This is a genomic window from Candidatus Seongchinamella marina (assembly GCF_026262685.1).
Classification (GTDB): Bacteria; Pseudomonadota; Gammaproteobacteria; order Pseudomonadales; family Halieaceae; genus Halioglobus; species Halioglobus marinus.
Genome location: NZ_SHNP01000005.1, coordinates 160392 through 179526 on the forward strand (window position 1 = coordinate 160392; position 19135 = coordinate 179526).

At 51.3% G+C, this 19135-nt stretch carries 19 protein-coding genes; 11 read left to right on the forward strand and 8 right to left on the reverse strand.

All coding sequences use genetic code 11. The features are described from left to right. Entirely contained in the window at positions 1-447 is a 447-nt protein-coding gene (locus EYC87_RS14395; RefSeq protein ID WP_279253491.1) for a nitrate reductase cytochrome c-type subunit, read from the forward strand. Positions 448-458: 11 nt separating this feature from the next. Further along, the gene (locus EYC87_RS14400; protein ID WP_007229820.1) at positions 459-1049 is read left to right on the forward strand and encodes a NapC/NirT family cytochrome c; all 591 of its coding nucleotides are present in this window, start codon (positions 459-461) and stop codon (positions 1047-1049) included. 75 nt (positions 1050-1124) lie between these two features. Here EYC87_RS14400 and EYC87_RS14405 read toward each other — a convergent pair whose 3' ends face one another. Both EYC87_RS14405 and EYC87_RS14410 read right to left on the reverse strand, forming a co-directional pair. After that, positions 1125-3041, reverse strand: a complete 1917-nt coding sequence (locus EYC87_RS14405; protein WP_279253492.1) for a DUF3604 domain-containing protein — start codon at positions 3039-3041, stop codon at positions 1125-1127. A 162-nt stretch (positions 3042-3203) separates the two neighbouring features. Continuing rightward, positions 3204-6299, reverse strand: a complete 3096-nt coding sequence (locus EYC87_RS14410) for an error-prone DNA polymerase (RefSeq protein ID WP_279253493.1) — start codon at positions 6297-6299, stop codon at positions 3204-3206. A 144-nt stretch (positions 6300-6443) separates the two neighbouring features. Here EYC87_RS14410 and EYC87_RS14415 point away from each other — a divergent pair, with 144 nt between their 5' ends. The 9 genes from EYC87_RS14415 (at position 6444) to EYC87_RS14455 (ending at position 11436) form a co-directional block, all read left to right on the forward strand. Then, positions 6444-6863, forward strand: coding sequence for an MAPEG family protein (locus EYC87_RS14415; RefSeq protein WP_279253494.1), 420 nt, complete (start codon positions 6444-6446; stop codon positions 6861-6863). Between the two features lie 121 nt (positions 6864-6984). After that, positions 6985-8463 carry an amidohydrolase family protein gene (locus EYC87_RS14420; protein WP_279253495.1) on the forward strand — a complete coding sequence of 493 codons (1479 nt, stop codon included), beginning with the start codon at positions 6985-6987 and terminating at the stop codon, positions 8461-8463. After that, entirely contained in the window at positions 8463-8897 is a 435-nt protein-coding gene (locus tag EYC87_RS14425; protein ID WP_279253496.1) for a GFA family protein, read from the forward strand. Before EYC87_RS14420 ends, EYC87_RS14425 begins: the two co-directional genes overlap by 1 nt. A gap of 80 nt (positions 8898-8977) precedes the next feature. Further along, positions 8978-9358, forward strand: coding sequence for a GFA family protein (locus tag EYC87_RS14430; protein ID WP_279253497.1), 381 nt, complete (start codon positions 8978-8980; stop codon positions 9356-9358). 165 nt (positions 9359-9523) lie between these two features. Continuing rightward, positions 9524-9766 (forward strand): hypothetical protein, encoded by a 243-nt coding sequence (locus EYC87_RS14435; protein ID WP_279253498.1) that lies wholly within the window; start codon positions 9524-9526, stop codon positions 9764-9766. A 62-nt stretch (positions 9767-9828) separates the two neighbouring features. Further along, a complete protein-coding gene (locus EYC87_RS14440; protein ID WP_040541881.1) occupies positions 9829-10140 on the forward strand; it encodes a cupin domain-containing protein in 312 nt (103 codons plus the stop codon). Beyond that, positions 10141-10560 (forward strand): GNAT family acetyltransferase, encoded by a 420-nt coding sequence (locus EYC87_RS14445; protein WP_007229863.1) that lies wholly within the window; start codon positions 10141-10143, stop codon positions 10558-10560. A 29-nt stretch (positions 10561-10589) separates the two neighbouring features. Further along, positions 10590-10928: a zinc ribbon domain-containing protein YjdM gene (locus EYC87_RS14450; RefSeq protein WP_279253499.1), complete on the forward strand. Its 339-nt coding sequence runs from the start codon at positions 10590-10592 to the stop codon at positions 10926-10928. A gap of 91 nt (positions 10929-11019) precedes the next feature. Further along, positions 11020-11436 (forward strand): YidB family protein, encoded by a 417-nt coding sequence (locus EYC87_RS14455; RefSeq protein WP_279253500.1) that lies wholly within the window; start codon positions 11020-11022, stop codon positions 11434-11436. A gap of 36 nt (positions 11437-11472) precedes the next feature. Here the strand turns inward: EYC87_RS14455 and EYC87_RS14460 are convergent, their stop codons facing one another. The 6 genes from EYC87_RS14460 to EYC87_RS14485 form a co-directional block, all read right to left on the reverse strand. Continuing rightward, positions 11473-11868 carry an ACT domain-containing protein gene (locus EYC87_RS14460; protein ID WP_279253501.1) on the reverse strand — a complete coding sequence of 132 codons (396 nt, stop codon included), beginning with the start codon at positions 11866-11868 and terminating at the stop codon, positions 11473-11475. Between the two features lie 52 nt (positions 11869-11920). Then, positions 11921-12676 carry a ZIP family metal transporter gene (locus tag EYC87_RS14465; protein ID WP_007229827.1) on the reverse strand — a complete coding sequence of 252 codons (756 nt, stop codon included), beginning with the start codon at positions 12674-12676 and terminating at the stop codon, positions 11921-11923. 15 nt (positions 12677-12691) lie between these two features. Beyond that, on the reverse strand, positions 12692-13504 hold the full coding sequence (locus tag EYC87_RS14470) for a universal stress protein (protein ID WP_279253502.1): 813 nt from the start codon (positions 13502-13504) through the stop codon (positions 12692-12694). 115 nt (positions 13505-13619) lie between these two features. Next, complete coding sequence (locus EYC87_RS14475) at positions 13620-15044, reverse strand: Y-family DNA polymerase (protein ID WP_279253503.1); 1425 nt, start codon at positions 15042-15044, stop codon at positions 13620-13622. 158 nt (positions 15045-15202) lie between these two features. After that, a complete protein-coding gene (locus EYC87_RS14480) occupies positions 15203-15553 on the reverse strand; it encodes a putative signal transducing protein (protein ID WP_279253504.1) in 351 nt (116 codons plus the stop codon). Between the two features lie 394 nt (positions 15554-15947). Continuing rightward, on the reverse strand, positions 15948-19115 hold the full coding sequence (locus tag EYC87_RS14485) for an RHS repeat-associated core domain-containing protein (protein ID WP_279253505.1): 3168 nt from the start codon (positions 19113-19115) through the stop codon (positions 15948-15950). Positions 19116-19135: the final 20 nt, after the last annotated feature.

The following is a 19135-nucleotide window of genomic DNA, read 5'->3' on the forward strand; positions in this document are numbered from 1 at the left end:
ATGAAATCACGTATGACAATTACTGTCTTGCTGGGTCTTGTACTGACCGCTGGTGCACTGGCACAGAATGTTGCTACGACTCGCGATGCAGCGCTGGATGTCGAACCGAATCCCCCAAAAATTAGTCGAGTGGAAAATGATGATGTAAAGCGCAAGCGTGCCTACCCCATGCAGCCGCCGACCGTCCCCCACAAAATCGACAATTATCAGATCGATACTAATGCCAATAAGTGTATGTCTTGCCATAGCCGCAGGCGTACTGAGGAAAGCCAGGCACCGATGGTCAGCGTCACTCATTACATGGACCGAGAGGGAAATTTCCTCGCTGATATTTCCGCGCGACGTTATTTTTGTAATCAGTGTCACGTCGTGCAAATAGACGTAGATCCGCTGTTGGATAACGAGTTTGAGGACATTGACGACCTGCTGCGCGCGGCGCGTAAATAGAGGCATTTCTGGTGATAGAAACAATTAAACGTTACTGGCGAGCAATCTCCACTCCAAGTAAGTATTACAGTCTGGGCTTTCTGACCTTGGGTGGGTTCATTATGGGGGTTATCTTCTGGGGTGGCTTTAACACCGCGATGGAGTTCACTAATACGGAGACCTTCTGTACCGGCTGTCATGAAATGCGTGAAAACGTTTATGAGGAGCTACAGTCAACGATTCACTTTACTAACCGCTCTGGCGTGAGGGCCAAGTGCTCCGACTGTCACGTGCCTCACGACTGGACAAATAAAATCGCGCGCAAGATGCAGGCTTCCAAAGAAGTCTGGGGCAAGATATTTGGCACCATTAACACGCGCGAAAAATTTGTGGCCAAGCGCCGTGAACTGGCAGAGCGTGAATGGAATCGGCTAAAAGCAAACGACTCTCTTGAATGTCGCAATTGCCACGATTTTGAGTACATGGATTTCACTTGGCAGAGTCAGCGTGCTGCCACACAGCACTCCACAGCGTTAGCCAACGGTGAAAAGACTTGTATCGATTGTCACAAGGGCATTGCACACCATCTGCCTGATATGTCCGGGGTCGAAGGCTGGGATTAGCCAGTGGTCAAGCTACAAAAAAGACCGGGTTTCCCCGAGCTTTTTTGTTTTACTGCCTGTCGTTGTTCCCGATTGCTAGGGGGTGTACCAGATTGGTGAAGTGTAGGCCCGTTCCTGAGTTGAAACAGGAGCACCTTCAGGAATGTCGATACCAAAACGTACCGCGTCGTGGGTTGACCAGCGAGGGGTGGGTATCTCCAGAACACGGGCATAATAGACCGCACGTTGTTTCGGGTTAAAGTCAGGGTCTGTCCAGACTGTACCCAGCTCAGGGGCACCAATGGTGTTGGTCCACGATGCGGTGTTGGCGTTCACAGTATTGCCAACAGCGGGTATCTTGCCATCTTCTCCTGCCTGACGATCATCAGACCAGCTGACGTTGTAGACCTTCTCCCTGGTCTCTTTGCCATCCTGCCAGGACTTTACGATCTGGATGCGGTCCAGATTTGCGCCGATTGGGTCACGTAAGGCATATACCATAAAGCTGGGAGCTGACTTACTCTTCTCGCCCCGCGAAGGCAGGTCGCCTCCCATGGGAACTCCCTTACTGTAGCCGGTAAAAGCCAGCTGACGGTTATTCATGTCTGCAAGCGTAAAGTTCCAGCCACCGAAAAGACGGACTCGCATTCGACTGCCGGTAGTGGCGTAGGTTTCTTTTCGCTCCATAGCATCAAAAATCGCAGCCCGGGTATTCTCCTTGGCCCAAACCGCCGCTAAGCCTGAAGCGACCTGCTGCCATCCCATGATGGAACCGCGTTCGGTAGCCATAAAGGGGTGAGCCATTCGCTCTGGGCTAGGCTCGGCGCCCGAGTGCTTGCCGAAGAAGTTGTCTTCCTGCGCCGTTGCGAGCGAGGTGTGGCTATCGGTAGAACCGATCATGCCAAATTTGTAGGGGTTGGTGCCCAGCTTGTCTTCGATGAGCAGGCCCCGCTTGAGCGCTTCCCTGGCGTATTCTGAGGCCAGCATAGCGTCTTCTTTCGCTTCCGATACATCCAGGTTGCCAATGTCCCAGGTTTCATAATCGGCAAACTCGTCATCTGGAGAGAGTAGGGGGTGAGTTTCGCCATCTCCCTTGATTTGGGTGGCTTCGTAGAGTGGTTCCCACTTGGATCTTTGCTCGACGTACTTAGCGTCCAAACGCCTGCCATCATATTGAGCTTGCATTGGGAACATAATGCCATTGGAGAGGTTGCCATTGTGGGCAATCGCCAGAACGTCGCCGCCGGTTTTCTCTTCGAAATTTGCGAGCCATTTCCACAAGTCCATCGGGTTGGCGCTGCCCTGAGGCTCAATGGTGGTGTAGGGCACCATTTGGCCGCCTTTGTCGGCTCCGTCACGGTAGATGACGACTCGGTGCATGTTTCCGCCTTTGACTAACGAGGTCCACTCATAGCCAATGAAGGCAGTAAACCGGCCCGGTTCGTTGAAACGTTCTGCTGCTTCTACAGTTCGCGCCCAGGCGTCTTTGTAGGGCTCTGAATCGGGGGTGTAAACAAGTTCAGGGTCGAACTGGCCCTGTGAAAACAGGCCAATCAATTCCAACGCAACTCCTACGCCTTTGCCTGCCTTAATTCGGTTGTACCAATCTTTACCCGTTGGATTGGACAGGATGTGGGGAGCTCCCGACAGCATATCGGGGAAAAATCCCATGTTGTCAGAGTGATCAGCAATCACCAGGAAATCGAGAGGCCGTGACAGGCGCACGGGCCCTGCGGTAGTGGACTGTACTTCTTCGCCACGGGCAAACCGGTAGGCAGCATTCAGGTCAAGGCGATTGCCGAAGGCACCTGCGTCCATAGACATATCGGTATGCAGGTGAGTATCGCCCCAGTAGACATCATTAGCGAAATCTTGGCCTGCGTATGGCGAGTAAGTTGAACCGGGGTAGACTTTGGATAGGGCGCCAACATCCGCTGGTGGCGGTACCTGGGACTGTGCTGTGGTCGCGGCGACCAGTGCGGTGGCGGCGATCAGGTATTTGGCAATGTGCATGTTGTTTCCTTCGGAGTCTAGATTTCTTCCAGACTATATTTTAGAACAGCAGGTCAAGCTCGCAAGCGCTGATTAACGTTTAGTCGCATTAAGTCTTGTTAGCAGGGTAGGGCATCGAAATAGAGCTGGTTGAATATTAAGCGGTTGTTTTTGAGAGCCGGATCAATGAAAGTTTCTCGACTTCACCCGCAGGTTGTCCAGTTCACTGGTGTAGTCGTAGAGTGCGCCAGCGATAACATGGGTGACGTTATCTTTTGTCTCGACAGTGCCAGTGACCAGTAATAACTGGGCCGACATCAGCGCCTGGCGAAAGTGCTGCTGGGTACGTTGCCAGACCACGACATTACTATTGCCGGTTTCATCCTCGAGAGTGAGGAATAGTACGCCCGAGGCACTGCCCGGGCGTTGGCGGCAGGTCACCAGTCCGGCGATGCGTACAAAGCGGTGATTGCCCAAATGTGGCAAATCTACCTGCTTCTTACAGCGGTTGAAGGGTGCCTGGTCGCGTAGCAGGCTTAGCGGATGAGCGCGCAGGGTGAGGCCAGTGGCGCGATAGTCGGACAATACTTCTTCAGCAACGGCTGGGGCGGATAGTTGTACCTTGTCATTGAAATAGTGCGCGTTTTGAAATTGCTCGTCCTGTAATAAAGGGCGTGCCTCTTCAAGCGCCATAATTTGCCATTGAGACTGATGGCGATGGCCGCTTAGGGAAACCAGGGCGTCTGCGTCCGCCAATGCCTCCATATCACGTTTGTCCAGTTGGGCTCTGCGACGCAGGTCGCTGATTTGACGAAAGGGAGATTGCTGGCGCCCTTCAACGACGCGCTGGGCACCGCCTCGGCTCAAGCCTTTTACCAGACGCAGGCCAAGGCGAACAGGTTTGTTGGTGCCCCGGTGTTGATCCAGTAACTGGTGGTCCCAGTCGCTTTGATTGACGTCTATGGGGAGTGCAACCACGCCGTGGCGGCGAGCGTCCTGAAGTAACTGTGATGCGCTATAAAACCCCATGGGTTGGCTGTTTAGCAGGCCGGCAAAAAATGCAGCAGGGTGGTGTCGCTTGAGCCAGGAGGAAATATAGGCCAGCAGGGCAAAACTGGCAGAGTGTGATTCCGGAAAGCCGTAACCGGCAAAGCCCTTGATCTGGTCAAACAGGCGACGGGCAAAGTCCTCGTCATAGCCTCTTTCTATCATGCCCTGAGTGAGCTTTTGCTCAAAACCAAGCAACTTGCTGTTGCGACCCCAGTTGGCAATGGCTCGGCGCAGTTGGTCTGCTTCTCCGCCGGAGAAACCAGCTGCCACCATGGCCAGGCGAATGACCTGTTCTTGGAAGATAGGCACCCCAAGAGTTCTTTCCAGTACGCCCTTTATTTCTTCCGAGGGATATGTGATTACCTCAAGTCCCTGCTTACGGCGCAAATAGGGGTGCACCATGTCTCCCTGTATAGGCCCTGGGCGGACAATCGCGATTTGAATCACCAGGTCATAAAAACACTCTGGCTTGAGTCTGGGCAGCATAGACATTTGTGCCCTCGATTCAATTTGGAATACGCCGGTGGTGTCGGCTTGTTGCAGCATTTGGTAAGTAGCTGCGTCTTCCTTGGGAATGTCACTGACAGTCGCAATCGCCGGGTTATAGCGATGTACCATTTGCAGGCTTTTTCTGATGGCCGAGAGCATGCCCAGAGCAAGAATATCGACCTTGAGCAGTCCCAGTGATTCGATATCTTCCTTATCCCACTGAATAACGGTGCGCTCAGCCATGCTGGCATTCTCTACCGGCACCAGTGTAGAAATAGGGCTGCGGGTAATAACAAAACCCCCTACATGCTGGGACAGGTGTCTGGGGAAACCCAGAATTTGCTGCACCAGGTTGTAGAATAAATCTGCCTGCTGGCTGTGGCCTGCCACGCCCTGCTCTTCAAAGCGTTTGCTTAAGTCGGCAGTGCGATCCCACCAGGCCAGCGATTTGGCCAGGTCGTCTACGAATACCGGGTCCAGCCCCAGCGCCTTGCCTACATCGCGTACAGCACTGCGTGAGCGGTAGGTGATAAGGGTAGCGGCGAGAGCGGCACGTCGGCGACTGTATTTGCGGTAAATGTATTGAATGACTTCTTCGCGCCGCTCGTGTTCAAAGTCCACGTCGATATCAGGAGGTTCGTCGCGCTCCTTGGAGATAAAACGCTCGAATAAAAGGGATATCTGCTCTGGAGATACCTCGGTAATGCCCAGGCAGTAGCAGACGACAGAGTTGGCGGCGGAGCCTCGACCCTGGCAAAGAATGTCCCGAGAGCGAGCGAAATCAACAATGTCGTAAACAGTGAGGAAGTAGTACTCGTAGTTTAGTTCTTCAATCAGCTCCAACTCCCTGTCGATACGTTGCTGAACAGGCTCGGGGGTGCCAGTAGGCCAGCGGCGCTTGCTGCCCTCATCGACCAGCTGTCGCAGGTAGCTATTGGCACTATGACCCTGGGGGACAACTTCCTCTGGATATTCATAGCGCAGTTCGTCCAGGCTGAAGTTGCAGCGCGATACGATGCGCTCAGTCTCCAGAATCAGCTCGGGGGGATAGAGTTGGTGTATTCGCTCCAGAGATCGCAAATGTTGCTGGCTGTTGCTCAGGCGTCGTCGACCCAGTTGGGCCACGCTGGTGTTGTAGTGCAGTGCGGTAAACACATCGTGCAATGGTTTGCGGGAAGCCAGATGCATGCGTACATCGCCGCAGGCGACCAGGGGAATATTCAGCGCGGTTGCCAGTGCCGAGGTATTTTCAAAATGCCGGGCTTCGTCATTGCCCAGTAAGTGACTAACGCCCAGCCAAATTCGATTTTTACACAGCCGTGCCAATTGCTGCCCATAGGCCTGGTCGTGATCATCGTTGTCTCGGGGTAACCAGATCAGCAGGCAACGCTTAAGGTGAAAGATGACATCTCGCAGATTGGCCCGATATTCCCCTTTGGGGCTGCGCCGCCGGGCCATACTGATTAACCCTGATAGCTCGCTATAGGCTGCGCGAGAGGGCGCTAGAGCTACCAGGCGAATGCCTTCCTCAAGCTTGAATTCACTGCCTATGATCAGTTTTAGCCCAGCCTCCTTTGCTGCTACGTGAGCCTTTACTACTCCCGCAAGAGAGCATTCATCGGTGATGGCCAGTGCGCCATAGCCCAGTTGCGCCGCCCGTTCTACCAGTTCGTGGGGGTGAGAGGCGCTGCGCAGGAAGCTGTAGCAGCTGAGGCAATGAAGTTCGGCGTAGCTTGACATATACTGTATATTTATACAGTATTCTGTAATTGTCAAAAGTCTCTCTCACCGTGCCCGGGCAAGCTGGTAATCCCTGTCGATATGACTAAAGTTGCTAGCGATGATAGCGTTGCATAAATATGGCTAATGAGGCTGGTGCGTCAAATGGAAGATAAATACATATTTTCTCCCGTTCTTATTCAGGTGATGCTCACGCTTTGTCTGTATATCTATCTCGCAGTTGCGAAAAAAAAGGCAGTGACATTAGGCCAGGTGAATGAAGAGCGTAGGGCGCTTCATGATGACGCCTGGCCAGACGGTGTTTTGCAGATTAATAACTGCATCCGCAATCAGTTTGAAGTGCCGCTGCTGTTCTATGTGCTGATTGGTGTGTTATGGAGCATCTCAGCAGTTAATATTTATGTGCAGGTGGCAGCCTGGCTGTTTGTTGTGAGCCGGATTGCTCATGCAATTATTCATATGGGATCCAATTACGTTCCTGTTAGGCGGCGCTTTTTTATGATTGGCTGCTTTATTTTAATCGGCCTGACTTTTTACGCAGGCTATGAGCTCTTAGCTAATTAATGGGGCAAGGTCAGCCAGTTAGACAGAAAAATAAGAATAGTCACGTAGGCAACTCGGCGGAGCGTTTGCCGCTCTATCAAGATATAGTCACAAGCGGGGGATGTCAGGAGAAACGAAAATTATGGCGCTTGATAGCCACAATTTGAAGTTAGCGAACCAGTTCAAGGCCATTGTGTTGTTGGTCAGTTTCATCGCGGTTCAGGTTAGCGCTGAAAGCAATAAAGCAGAAGCCGAGCCCTTGCTAATTCGAGGGGGTTGGCTGTTTGACGGCGTTAGCGATACGCGGCGGCGTAACAGCGGCATTCTGATTCGGGACGGAAAAATAGTCGATCTTGATATTCAGGCCAAAGCAGATTCTTCAGGTTACACAAAAGTCATAGTGTTAGCCGACTCCGATACAGTTCTGCCAGGCATGATTGATCTCCATGCGCACTATAACCTGGACCTTGTAGACAATGGTCGTGCAGAAGAGGTTGTGTATAACGGCATCGTGTTGCTTGCCAATGGTGTAACCAGTACCTGGTCCGCTGGAGAATTTTTTCCCGAACGCGTCATTGCCCAGCGTGACCGTATTGAAGCTGGAGAAGCTGTTGGTCCTCGTCTATTTGCATCGGGACCTTACTTCGGCGGCTTTCGTTGTGAGTATCAGGTCAAGGTGGCCGCTGATGAATGCATTGCCTGGCCAAATGATATTTCTGAACAAGAGATTCGAGACGAAGTTGATGCCTGGGCGCGACAAGGCGTGATCAGTATCAAGATAAAGCAAGCTACACCGGCTGAGGCAAAAGTCATTATTGATCAGGCGCACAAAAACGGCATGACAACGGCTGGACATCTTGCCAATTACAACGTTGAGTATGACCTTTCTACCCGCGACGCCATTCTGATGGGCATGGACCGTATTGAACATCAGCTGACACTCGCGCTGGAGCCTGGAGATGCACAAACGGCAGAAACCCATGAAATAGTAGCGCTAATGATCAAGCATCATGTGTACTACGATGCGAACTTACAGATGTACGGCGGCATTAACTTGCGCAGAGACCATCAAGCCGAAATGGTTTGGGAGAACGAGGCCAAATATTTTACGCCCTATGCTCAGGAGCTGCTTGAAAGGCGTGGTCCCCCGGAGCCGGAGTCTGGTCGGCCAGAGTTCAAGCAGCGAGTGATGGAGCTGAATGCACTCTATGAAGCTGGGGGTGACGATCTTCTGGTTGTCGGTACAGATGAGCCGGTTTACACCAGCCTGTTGCCGGGGTTTGCTTACCACCGCGAGTTACTGGCAATGACCTATGCAGGGCTTTCTCCGATTACTGCGTTAAAAGCGGCAACCATTAACGGGGCGAATGCTCTGGGCGTTGCCGATAAGCTTGGGTCCATTGAGACTGGAAAGTTGGCAGACCTGGTGATTGTTAAAGGTAACCCGTTGGAGGATATCAAAGCTACGCGTAATATTCGCTTTGTTGTAAAGGAGGGAGACGTTCATGATCCCCGTATTTTGCTTCGTTCGGCCGAGGGGAAGATTGGCCCAATGGGTCCGGCTGGCCACGCCAACTGGGAACTAAAAGTAGAGCCCCTAAGACAAGGAGAAAAATTATAATGCGCTATTCCTGCCAGTGTCCCTGCGGGACCACCAAGTACGAAGTTGAGGGTGAGCCGATTACGCGTTTTTATTGCCACTGTACTATTTGCCAACAGCAATACGATGCTTCCTTTGTCGATATCTCGCTGTTCAAATTGAATGACGTGCAATTGCCTGAGGGGCACGATATATCGTTTGCAAAGTACAAACGTATCGGTGCTGTCGATCGGGGGCGTTGCCCTGCGTGTGACAAACCTATCCTGTCCAAGATGGGTGAGGGGGAGAAAGCTTTCGCTTTTGTAGCGGCCAGAAATTGCGTGAACTCGGAGGATTTGCCCCCGGCAGAGATGCATGTGTTCTACGGTACCCGTAAGGAAAATGCGTCGGATGATCTTCCCAAGTATAAAAATGCAATTAGTAGTCGTTATGCGTTTATAAAACGTATGCTCTGAGCGAGCGTTTGAAAGTTGCTGGAGCAGCAATGAAAGTGTTTTGACTAAATCACGAAGACGTAACAAAGGAGAAGATCAGAATGATCTACCCAGGAAGTTGTCACTGTCAGGCTATTAAATTTGAGGTAGAGGCACCTGAAGAGGTTGAGTTGGAAAACTGCAACTGCTCACATTGTGCAAAGGCGGGTTATCTGCATCTTATTGTTCCCTTGAGTAAGTTCACATTGCTGGCCGGTGAGGAATGCATCGCGACCTATACGTTCAACACGGGTGTCGCAAAACACAGTTTTTGTAAGGTTTGCGGCATGAAGCCATTTTACATTCCCCGGTCAAACCCCGATGGCATTGATGTCAATGTGCACTGCCTGGATACCAAGCCGCCGAAAATGACTATTGTTGATTTCGATGGCCTGAACTGGGAAAAAAATGCTCATAAGCTTGCTCACAAAAGCAAAGAGTAGTCTGGAACAATTTTTGGTGCGCCATTGGTAGAAACATAAGCCCAAGCGATTTTGACAGCCCCGCCGAGACTGAGCTCTGGTTCTGATTACTGATGCCCTAATATGATTTGTCGATAGAGATTAATAACGCGCTAGACTGAGCGCATACACAGGGAGGTGTATGTGATGAAAAGTTGTTTGCTTTGCCTGGCTATCGTTATCGCTTCATTTTTTTGTCCTGTCGTATTAGCGCAGCAGGCAAGTCTTGAGGAATGTCGAAAACTGCAGCTGAAAATTGAGCGCTATGATGAGTTGCGCAGCAACGGTGGTAGTGGTCCGCAGATGGATGCATGGAAGCGCAGTCGAAGAGCGCTGGAGAAGCAGTTTCGAACCGGCGGCTGTCGTTATTATCGATGGGAGCTTAAATAGTGTGTTTATGAAGTTCTGCAATATTTGGAGGCAGTGGTTCTATCCGCAATGAGTTATCTAGCATGAGTAATTTCTTTTCTGATATACCACATGACCTACCCGAAGAGCTGTTCCAGTGTCTGGTTGAGAGAGAAGGCCTGCGCATCGAGCGAATTGTCTCCAGGGGGCATGCCTCCGCGCCCGACGATTGGTACGACCAGGAGCGAGCTGAGTGGGTGATGGTCCTGCGAGGCAGGGCGGTGATTGCTTTCGCCGATAAGGCGTCAGTTACCCTTGAAGAGGGCGATTACGTTAACATTGCTGCTCATGAGCGACATCGAGTGGAATGGACGTCGCCTGATGAAGACACGATCTGGCTGGCGGTGCATTACTGAATGAATATTCGAACCTATCAGGATTCTGATGAAGATGCGGTTATAGGCCTCTGGAACGAGTGTGGGCTTGTGGTCGCTCATAACGATCCTCGTAAAGATATTGCCCGCAAACTGGAGGTGGGCCGGGATCTTTTCCTGGTGGGAGTGGTTAATGACCAAATAGTGGCCTCGGTGATGGGGGGCTACGACGGGCACAGAGGTTGGGTTAATTACCTGGCGGTTAGCCCTGACCAACAGCGAAAAAGTTATGGCACCGTGATGATGCGCGCGATCGAAAAAATCCTGCTTGTGCGGGGTTGCCCAAAGCTGAACTTACAAGTGAGGCGAGCTAATACTGCAATTATCGATTTTTACAACAGTATCGGCTACGGAGAAGACGCCGTTGTTAGCATGGGTAAGCGCCTGATTCCTGATCACTAAGACCAGTTGATAAAATAAGAGACAAGTTTATGAGTGAAGTACCGAAGTGCCCTGAGTGCTCTTCTTCCTATGTCTACGAAGACCGAGATCAGTTTGTTTGTCCCGAGTGTGGCCATGAGTGGCCGCGGGATGGCAGTGCAGAAGACATCGACGAAAAAGTTGTTAGCGATGCTAACGGTAATCCCCTTGTGGATGGCGATACTGTCACGGTCATTAAAGATCTTAAGGTGAAGGGCTCATCCTCGGTGGTGAAAGTGGGAACCAAGGTGAAAAATATCCGTTTGGTAGAGGGCGACCATGATATCGATTGTAAAATTGATGGCATCGGACCAATGAAGCTCAAGTCTCAATTTGTAAAAAAAGCGTAATCAGTTTTATTGGTTCGTCTAGTGGCTTTTTGCGCATCTGGTCTATTCTTAATATAAAACTGAACCTTTAATTTAAGATAGGAATAGATCAATGGATGTCATTCAAATGGGTGCCCAATTATTGTCGGAAAAATTGGGCCTGCAACTTGATAGCGGTTCAATTGAAAATGCTTTGTATAGTCTGTTGGGCGATGGCAAGGGCGGCGTCGATCTCGCTGGATTGGCGAGTAAAATGGCTTCTAGTGGGGAGCTGGGTGGTATTGTCAGTTCTTGGCTAGGTGATGGGGGCAATAGCGCAATTTCTGCTGAGAGTATTATGGGGTTGCTGGGTGACAGCAAAGTGTCAGACTTTGCTTCTTCGCTGGGTACCGACACCGGAACGGCAGCCTCGGGGCTGGCGGATGTGCTGCCAAAGTTAATGGATAAGGCCAGCTCTGGCGGTAGTTTGCTTGACGCAGCTGGCGGTATGGGCGGCCTGATGGGCGCCGCAAAGTCTTTTCTAAGTTAGCGCGCCCTGGCTCACGTTACGCGCCAAGACGCAGGGCTAGGATAGCTCGCCAAGGGCAGCCATGGCCCTGCCTGCAAGCTCACTTTGGACAAAAATGTGATCGTGAAAATAGCCAGCGATGACGTTGGCGCTGATGCCGTGCTCGCCGAGTTTTTTGGCGAAAGCGGCAGTGAGCCCCACAGCCTCCAGACTTGAATGGACTTCCGGGGTGATGCGCTTGAACACGCAGTCGTAATGTATTTTATGGGCGTCGGCTTTGGCTTTGGCTATAACCAGTGTGAGCCCTTCAGGCTCCATGCAGCTGGCAATGGGTTGTAGTTCACTGTGGTCGCCATATTGTGCGTTTCCGGCGCTCCAGAATACGTAGTCTTCTTTATCCAGCTGCGGTGACATCGAAGCTAAAAGAGTGTCGAGGTTACTCTCGCCAGTCATTATCGAATCGTCCGCTGTTGGTGGTGATGGCCGGTGGCTCTAGTAGATAACCTCATCCAGCCAATTCCGTTAATGAAAATGAAGTCAGGAAGCCCAGCACCGCGATCAATCCCGTCCAATCGTGTGTCTCTGCAAAGGCTTCTGGAATCATGGTGTCAACAATCATGGTCAGCATAGCTCCGGCGGCGACGGCTGTGGTCGCTGCAACCACCATTGGAGAAAAGCTGTCGAAAACCACATAGCCCGCCAGCGATGACAACCCACAGGCGATGGCGATGGTTATCCACACTCCAAATACGTAACTTGCAGACCGACCGGACTTACGCATGCCAATGGAGCTGGAAATTCCCTCGGGCAGGTTTGATAAAAATATGGCAGCCACGGTGGCGATGCTGACAGCGCCGCCATGCAATATGCTTAAGCCGATGACAATAGATTCCGGAATCCCATCGAGCAGGGCTCCTAGAGCAATGGCTGCGCCGCTGCCGCTGTCTTCCTGCTCGCTGGGCTGTTGGTTTCCCGATCGCTTACGGTGTTTGGCGCCCTGGTTGGCCAGCAGACGGTTAGCGCCAGCATAGGCAATTGCACCCAACAGGAAACCGGTTGCGGTGGCCCCTAATCCAGCGATCTGGAAGGCTTCTTCCATCAGTTCGAATGACAGTGCGGATATCAGCACACCGCTGCCGAAGGCCATGATTGAGGCAGCCACTCGATTGGGTACCGAATAGTAAAAACCGATCGCAGCGCCCAGTATAAGCGCCCCACCGGAGAAGAAGCCCCAGAAAGCTGCTGAGAGCACGGGACTCATGGTGTATCGAAACCCTTAAGGCATGGCCAGTACATTGCAGTCCAACTTATCGAGAATTTTTTCCGCGGTATTGCCTTGCATCATGGCGGCAAGGCCTGACCGGTGTGAATTTCCGACAACTACCATATTGGCATTGAGTTTATTTGCCATTTCAACGATGACTCTCTCGGGCGGTCCCATCATGATGTGAATGCGGCTTTTGTCTAAGCCAGTAGCCTCAATCAATTTACGCGGGTCGGGAGTTATCCGAAAATCAGGAAAGGCATTGACTACGTGAATCTCGGCGATGTCGCTCACGACCAATTTTCGTCCCAGTTCCAGAATATGCTCATTGAGCTTTTCGTAGGACTGGGTTCTGACGCTGATGTCTATGGCTGCCAGAATGACAGGCACCTCGGGTCTCTTTACTTGCTTGATCAATAGCACCGGGCTCAGGCACTCCCTGATCAAGGTCCAGTCAGAAGTAGACTTGAGAATGCGCTGACTGGCGCTGTGTTTGTAAGAGGACTTATACACAATGTCTGCATGATTGCGAGCAGCTGCGCGAACGACGGCGTGGTACCAGTCTTTGTCCCATTCCACTTCTGTGCTTACCGTTAAACCGCTTGCGGCAATAGGCGCCACTGCTTCTTCTAGTATTTTTTTATGATCACCCAGGCGCTGTTTTACGGCTTCAGCTTGCTTGTCTGCGCCAGAGACATCGCCGTGAATGCAACCGAACAAATGCAGACCGGCGCCCAGCCTTTCGGCGACCATGGCCGCTCGTTCAAGGGCAGGCTGTTCTTCACGCGTTGGATCGTGAACGACCAGAAACTTGCTCAATGCCATGCGATGCTCCATTTCATTTATCACCAATACGTCTATTCTCACCCATGCCGTTAGAATAGGCACTCTAAAATAGACATAAATACTGTGAGGATTGGTGCTGTGTGGCGGTAACTTTCTAGGCGAAGATGCCGTGAATATACCAGCGGCGCGCTAAACGATCGTGAAAGACCCAATAGTGCTGGCCGGCCTCTCCCTTGGCGATGTAGTAATCGCGACTGACAGCCTGTTGCCACCAGTTATCTTCTATACGTTCGGGACCGTAAACCAGCTCAAGCCCTCCTTGCCAGTAAAGCTTGCTACGCCGCTCGGGCAGGTCCCTGGGAGAGGGCATTAACCAGAAGGGGCGCTGGGCACAGAGGCTGTTGCCAGCGTCGTCGGCTGGCCTGTCGACACAGCTATGTACTGCAAATTCGGGTAAATGCTCGTTGCGGCAGCCGACCTTTTTTACGGCCTGTAGTCCCAGACGGTTACGCAGGCGATCAAGCAGGCTAGCAAGGGGTTCACGCTGTTTACGGGGGCTGAACAAATCGATGTTTTCCAGCTGCCCACTGTTCAGGGTGTCGCAGATTAGAGCCAGGCCTTCTACCTCTACCTTCAGTTCCAGTCGCTCCAGGCGAATGCGCGTCAGTTGATACCAGTTCTCCCAGTCGCTGTGGCTGGAGCTGCTACGTACCCGAATTTCTTCAAGAGAGTGATCGATACCCACTAATTGCCAGAGAATTTCAGCCGTTTGCAATTGTGTGTTACGCAAAAACCGGCACAGGGATTGTAGCAATAGCTGTATGGCAGGCATGAGTTCTTCATTGCCGCGGACCTCATAGCCAAACCAGTATTCATCACTGAAGTTTGTTGGGGGCTGGTAGTCCGGGTGTATGTTTTCTCGTTGTCCCAGCACCTGCTGTAGGTGTCCGGTGAATTCAACGCCGCAGCGACGTCCCAATGCTGAGGGCGGCAAGGAAAGAATGTCGCCAAAGGTATGCAAGCCTGCTCGGCGCAGTGAATCGACCGTGGTGTTAAACCCTGAAAGTAAGCTAAGGGGCAGGGGGGCAAGCCGTTCCTGTAAAGGATGCTGGTAGTCACTGGCCTGATTTTCTTCGCTGAAGGAAAGCAACCAGGCTGCTCCAGGAGTCGGTGCCAAACCATACTCAACCCGAAAGCCACGGCTGGCAATACCGTTACTTACTTCTGCGAGCAGTGAATCCATTCCGCGAAACAAGGCCAGGCAACTGCCGATTTCCAGCTGCAAGCAATCGGCCTCGTGAGTATGGAGGCTGGGCGTAATACTGTAGGCCCAACAGCATAACTGTTGTAGGCAGCGTGCCTCGGCGTCGGTTTCACGCTCCAGTAACTGCACAGGCTCGTCTGCCAGTAAGGCACGAACTGTTGTCGCTCCCATACCTTCGCGAATACCCAGTGCGGCGGCACAGTCGTTGGTTCGCAGCACCCGTTGCTTGGCCAGCACTACTATCGCTTGTTCCTCAGAGCGACTAAGGCATTGCAGGGGCAACTGGTGAAAACGCAGGCACAACCAAAGGCTCACAGTGCCGCTCCGGCAGGAAACTGCAAATACACAGGGGGCATGTACCCCAGTTTAGATTTATTAATACTGTACATATATACAGTATTATTGAGATAAGCAAAAATGTCCAGTTGGGGAAATAAAACCCGTCGCCAGATCAGGCAGGTCTTGCTAAACGTTCACTGCGATTGACTGAACAGAAAAAACAGAACCAGGACAATCACCGCCAGTAATCCCCCCGACGCGTAGATGATGTGTTGGTAGTGCAGAGGCTGACTGGCTTCCAATAGCGCCATGTCTTCAGAAGGTAAGGGGTTTTCGGGGGTGTGGCGGCTATCAGCCAGCAGTGCCTGGGCGTCTTCCCACTGGGAGTCGAGGATCACCCAAACACGCACATCAGTGACCCCGGTAATGGCCCAGTAGTTGTAGGCATTGATGTCTGAAACTCGACAGAGAACACCTTTCTCACGCAAGCTGTTGGCTACGTGGTTGGCTTCAATAATAGAAGTGTAAGTGCCGAGGAGCTTCATGGCTCTATACAAGCACAAATTGGTTGTGATGGTCGATAGAGCTGGGTGCAGAATTGAGTTGGATTTAAGGGAGTGACATGACAAGCAGGTAAAGCGTGGTTGGCAGTAAGCTTATGACTGCATGGGCCGAGGTTAGTAAGTAGCACAGGTTTTTGTCGATCAACGATAGTCGGGAGCTAACCAAGCACCAGAAGAGACCAATCAAGAAACCACAAATTAAGGGCACTAAAGCGATTGCTATAAAATAGTTGGAGTGCCCGGCGACGATGTCAGCTTTATAGGTGAAATATAGCGCCGACAAAAACAATGTAAGCGCGAGCTGGATCAATAAGATCAGAGAAACTTTCTTTCCCGCTATAAGCATCGGTTTCCAACTGCGCATTTGGATGCGTATCTATAGTCCTGGGTTTAACCCCGGAGGGTTGAATCCCTGTACGAGTGAGCCGCCGGCATTGTTGAGTAACCTGTTTGTCGTGACATGACAGTTGCCCTTTGAGCCATTCGAACCTGGAAATATCGCGTAATCTTGAGGAGGCGTTAGCAAAAGCCGTTCCCCAGCTTGAATTACTGCATTGTCCCACTGTTTCTGTGTCATGCCTACAGGGGGAGGTATGACTATAGAATCGGTGATGGGTAGTCGGTTTGGGCCATGATCAGACGTTGCGTTTTTAACGACCTGATTCTTGCTGCCAATTTTATAGCTGGCGTAGGTTACCGACCTGCCGTCACTGGTGGTTATAGTTGTTGCAGTATGGGCACCAAATCCAGCGGTGCCAATCACGTCCCTGGCGTTTATCTTCACCTCTAGACCGAAAGGGTCTGTGTGTATCAAACTGTTGAGATTTGCATATGCATACGGATTTGCGCCACCAGATAATCCAATAGGATCGCTTTGAACATATCGGCCAAGCATCGGATCGTAGTCGCGAAAATAGTTTTGATGCAGCCCAGTCTCAATATCGTAGTACTGCCCGGGGAATCTCAGGTTATTGACGACGGTAGCAACATCGACCTGGGCCTCACCGAAAGGTTTGTAGTTAGCGTTCCAGACAATATTGCTGGATTCGTTGGTTAGGGTTTGTGGCGTACCCAGATGATCTGAGTGGATATAGAAGAGCTCTGTGCTGATCAATGGAGGAGGGGGCGGCAGAGTCTCTACCAGCCGAATGCCGTCTGCTGCTGTTTTTCCTCCTTCATCAGAGAGCTCTACATATTCATTTCCGTTGCCATTGAATGAATACGTTCCCAGGTAAGCCCATTGCTTACCTCGCCTGCCTTGATCCTGAACGCTGGTTGAAATTTGCCCTGAGTGAGAAATACGGAACTGGGCATTTCTATTATTCTTACGGACTTTGGGCCACCAGGCGTAGATTTCATAGTCGCTAGGGTTCATGTTTTCCAGGCTCCAGCGAAAATACTCGCCGGCGTCTTCAGAGCGATGGTAGTAGTCACCGTAGGCGCCTTTCTTTTTGACCTGGTTCCAGTTGCCAGTGGTGCTTACGGAGGTGTCGGTGTCGTCAAGTACGGTTTCTGGTCCTGCCTCAGCTGGATACCGTGTAAACACCGCTTGTGCCACCGCAATGGGTTTATCATTCAGGTATATGTATTCTCTGAGGGGAACTCCTGCATTGTTAATTTCTGTAAGCAGCTTGCCTTTGGGACTGTATAAGTAGTGGATTGTGTCCTCAGCGGTGACTTTTTTCGACCGCTGTCCTTTCGCGTTGTAGGTATAAGTGGCCAGCAATGTCTCGAGTTGAACGCCCTCGACCGTGGTGAGATTTTTGGCTTGCGCAAGGCGGTTGCGCTGATCATATAAATAATAAAATCCGTCTGCCTCAGTGCTTGCGGAGTCCACCTTGGCGATCATATTGCCATTATTATCATACCGATAATTCCAGCTGCTCTTACTCAGTAGGCGGTTGCTGGCTGTGTCATAGGTGTAGTTTTCGTTAGCGCTAGCGTCTGAGTAAGTGAGGCGGTTGCCATTCGCATCATAGCTGTAAGCGATGCTGCCATAACTTCCGGAGGCCGCACCGATTCGGTTTAGTGCATCGTAGTTGAGTGCTTGGTTGAATAGTGAGTTGCGTCGATCCTCAATACTCAGAATGTTGTCGGCATTGTCGTAAAAGTAGCCTCTGCCCAGCGTGTTTTCATGTTCCAGTGAAAGCATTTGATAATCCCTATCAAAAGCTGCGCTCATCTGGATGCCGTTGCCGTAGCTCATGGTGGTGAGTGGGCCGTAAGCCAAGTACTCAAGGTTTGATGCAATAGTTCTCACACCTTGCTCATCGGTAGTCTGGATGTCGCTCAACCTGCCAATGCTGTTATAACTGTATTCAACAATTCGTCCGCTGGGATAAGTTACCGTGGTGACTTTGTTGGCGAGGTCGTAGGTGTAAGCAAGGCTGAACACATGTTCACCGGTGTCTATACCTTGGTAAATAAGGTTACCTCGATGGTCATACTTCATTAATGTGGTGCCCGAGCTATCCTGGATTGAGGTAAGTCTTCCTTTTCCATAGCTGCCCTCATCGTAGCCATAGCTGATGTCCAGCTCTGGATTGGGATGCTCGATATGTGTCGGGCGATTCAGAGCATCATAAGCCGTGGTGACAGTAATTCCGTTAGCATCTGTCATGACAATCCTGTTGCCGGCGTTATCGTAGGTGTAGCTTGTCGTTCCGGTATCGGGGCTTTGGAGCAATGTCAGCTCATCGTGTACGTTGTAGCTATATCTCGTTGACAGACCCCTGGGGTCGGTGACCGTGGAAAGGTTGTCGCGGCTGTCGTGGAAGTAGCTCATATTATGAGAATAGGCAGCATTGCTGCCGGATTTTCGATTCAGGGCGTCGGTGAATTGAACCGTGAGGTTCCCATTGCCATCTGTCTCGCTGGCCTGATTGCCATTTCGGTCGTAACTAAATGAAGTCACCTGGCCTGATGCCCCTGTAATCGTGATCAGTCGATTAAGCTCGTCATAGGCTTTATGCGAACTGCGAGTCAGTGTGTTCAAGTTGTCATAAGTATGGTCGATAATCACATTCCCCGCGCTGTCCAGCGTGTACTCAATGCGATCTTCCTGATTATTGCTTAAAGCGATGAGACGATGCGCCGGGTCATATTCATTAGTCAGCTGTGTGTTATCTGCCAGCGTGGTCTGGAGTAATAATCCGTTATTGTCGTAGCTGTAACGCACGGTAGAGTTATCTGCGCTATTGCCCGACGGGCTGACTATGGTACTGGCAAGAAGCCAGCCTCGTGGGTGATAGCTGAGGCGTGTCTCAGTACCATTGGCATCAATGAGCACCTGTGGTTGACCGCGATCATTGTGGTTGCTCATGCGGGTGATGTGTCCCAGAGCGTTTTCTACGGATGTTCGGCGCCCAGCTCCGTCGTAGGTGTAACTTATACTGTCATCGATTTCGGTACGTGGGCCATCAGCAACAGTAACTTGTCCGCTGTTGTTGTATTGATAGTTCCAGCTTCTCTCCAGTGCCTGTAACTGTGAGGAGGCAATAAAAGCGAGAGTGCTACCTGCAATTGAAAGTGATAAATGGTTCATGATGCGTTCCTTGCTTCGTG

Excerpts from the sequence above, each read along its gene's own strand:
- EYC87_RS14395 (WP_279253491.1), top strand. The coding sequence starts at position 1 with ATGAAATCACGTATGACAATTACTGTCTTGCTGGGTCTTGTACTGACC.
- EYC87_RS14415 (WP_279253494.1), top strand. The coding sequence starts at position 6,444 with ATGGAAGATAAATACATATTTTCTCCCGTTCTTATTCAGGTGATGCTC.
- EYC87_RS14465 (WP_007229827.1), bottom strand. The coding sequence starts at position 12,676 with ATGAGTCCCGTGCTCTCAGCAGCTTTCTGGGGCTTCTTCTCCGGTGGG.
- EYC87_RS14435 (WP_279253498.1), top strand. The coding sequence starts at position 9,524 with ATGAAAAGTTGTTTGCTTTGCCTGGCTATCGTTATCGCTTCATTTTTT.
- EYC87_RS14485 (WP_279253505.1), bottom strand. The coding sequence starts at position 19,115 with ATGAACCATTTATCACTTTCAATTGCAGGTAGCACTCTCGCTTTTATT.
- EYC87_RS14455 (WP_279253500.1), top strand. The coding sequence starts at position 11,020 with ATGGATGTCATTCAAATGGGTGCCCAATTATTGTCGGAAAAATTGGGC.
- EYC87_RS14410 (WP_279253493.1), bottom strand. The coding sequence starts at position 6,299 with ATGTCAAGCTACGCCGAACTTCATTGCCTCAGCTGCTACAGCTTCCTG.
- EYC87_RS14425 (WP_279253496.1), top strand. The coding sequence starts at position 8,463 with ATGCGCTATTCCTGCCAGTGTCCCTGCGGGACCACCAAGTACGAAGTT.
- EYC87_RS14430 (WP_279253497.1), top strand. The coding sequence starts at position 8,978 with ATGATCTACCCAGGAAGTTGTCACTGTCAGGCTATTAAATTTGAGGTA.
- EYC87_RS14445 (WP_007229863.1), top strand. The coding sequence starts at position 10,141 with ATGAATATTCGAACCTATCAGGATTCTGATGAAGATGCGGTTATAGGC.
- EYC87_RS14470 (WP_279253502.1), bottom strand. The coding sequence starts at position 13,504 with ATGGCATTGAGCAAGTTTCTGGTCGTTCACGATCCAACGCGTGAAGAA.
- EYC87_RS14460 (WP_279253501.1), bottom strand. The coding sequence starts at position 11,868 with ATGACTGGCGAGAGTAACCTCGACACTCTTTTAGCTTCGATGTCACCG.
- EYC87_RS14440 (WP_040541881.1), top strand. The coding sequence starts at position 9,829 with ATGAGTAATTTCTTTTCTGATATACCACATGACCTACCCGAAGAGCTG.
- EYC87_RS14405 (WP_279253492.1), bottom strand. The coding sequence starts at position 3,041 with ATGCACATTGCCAAATACCTGATCGCCGCCACCGCACTGGTCGCCGCG.
- EYC87_RS14420 (WP_279253495.1), top strand. The coding sequence starts at position 6,985 with ATGGCGCTTGATAGCCACAATTTGAAGTTAGCGAACCAGTTCAAGGCC.
- EYC87_RS14450 (WP_279253499.1), top strand. The coding sequence starts at position 10,590 with ATGAGTGAAGTACCGAAGTGCCCTGAGTGCTCTTCTTCCTATGTCTAC.
- EYC87_RS14480 (WP_279253504.1), bottom strand. The coding sequence starts at position 15,553 with ATGAAGCTCCTCGGCACTTACACTTCTATTATTGAAGCCAACCACGTA.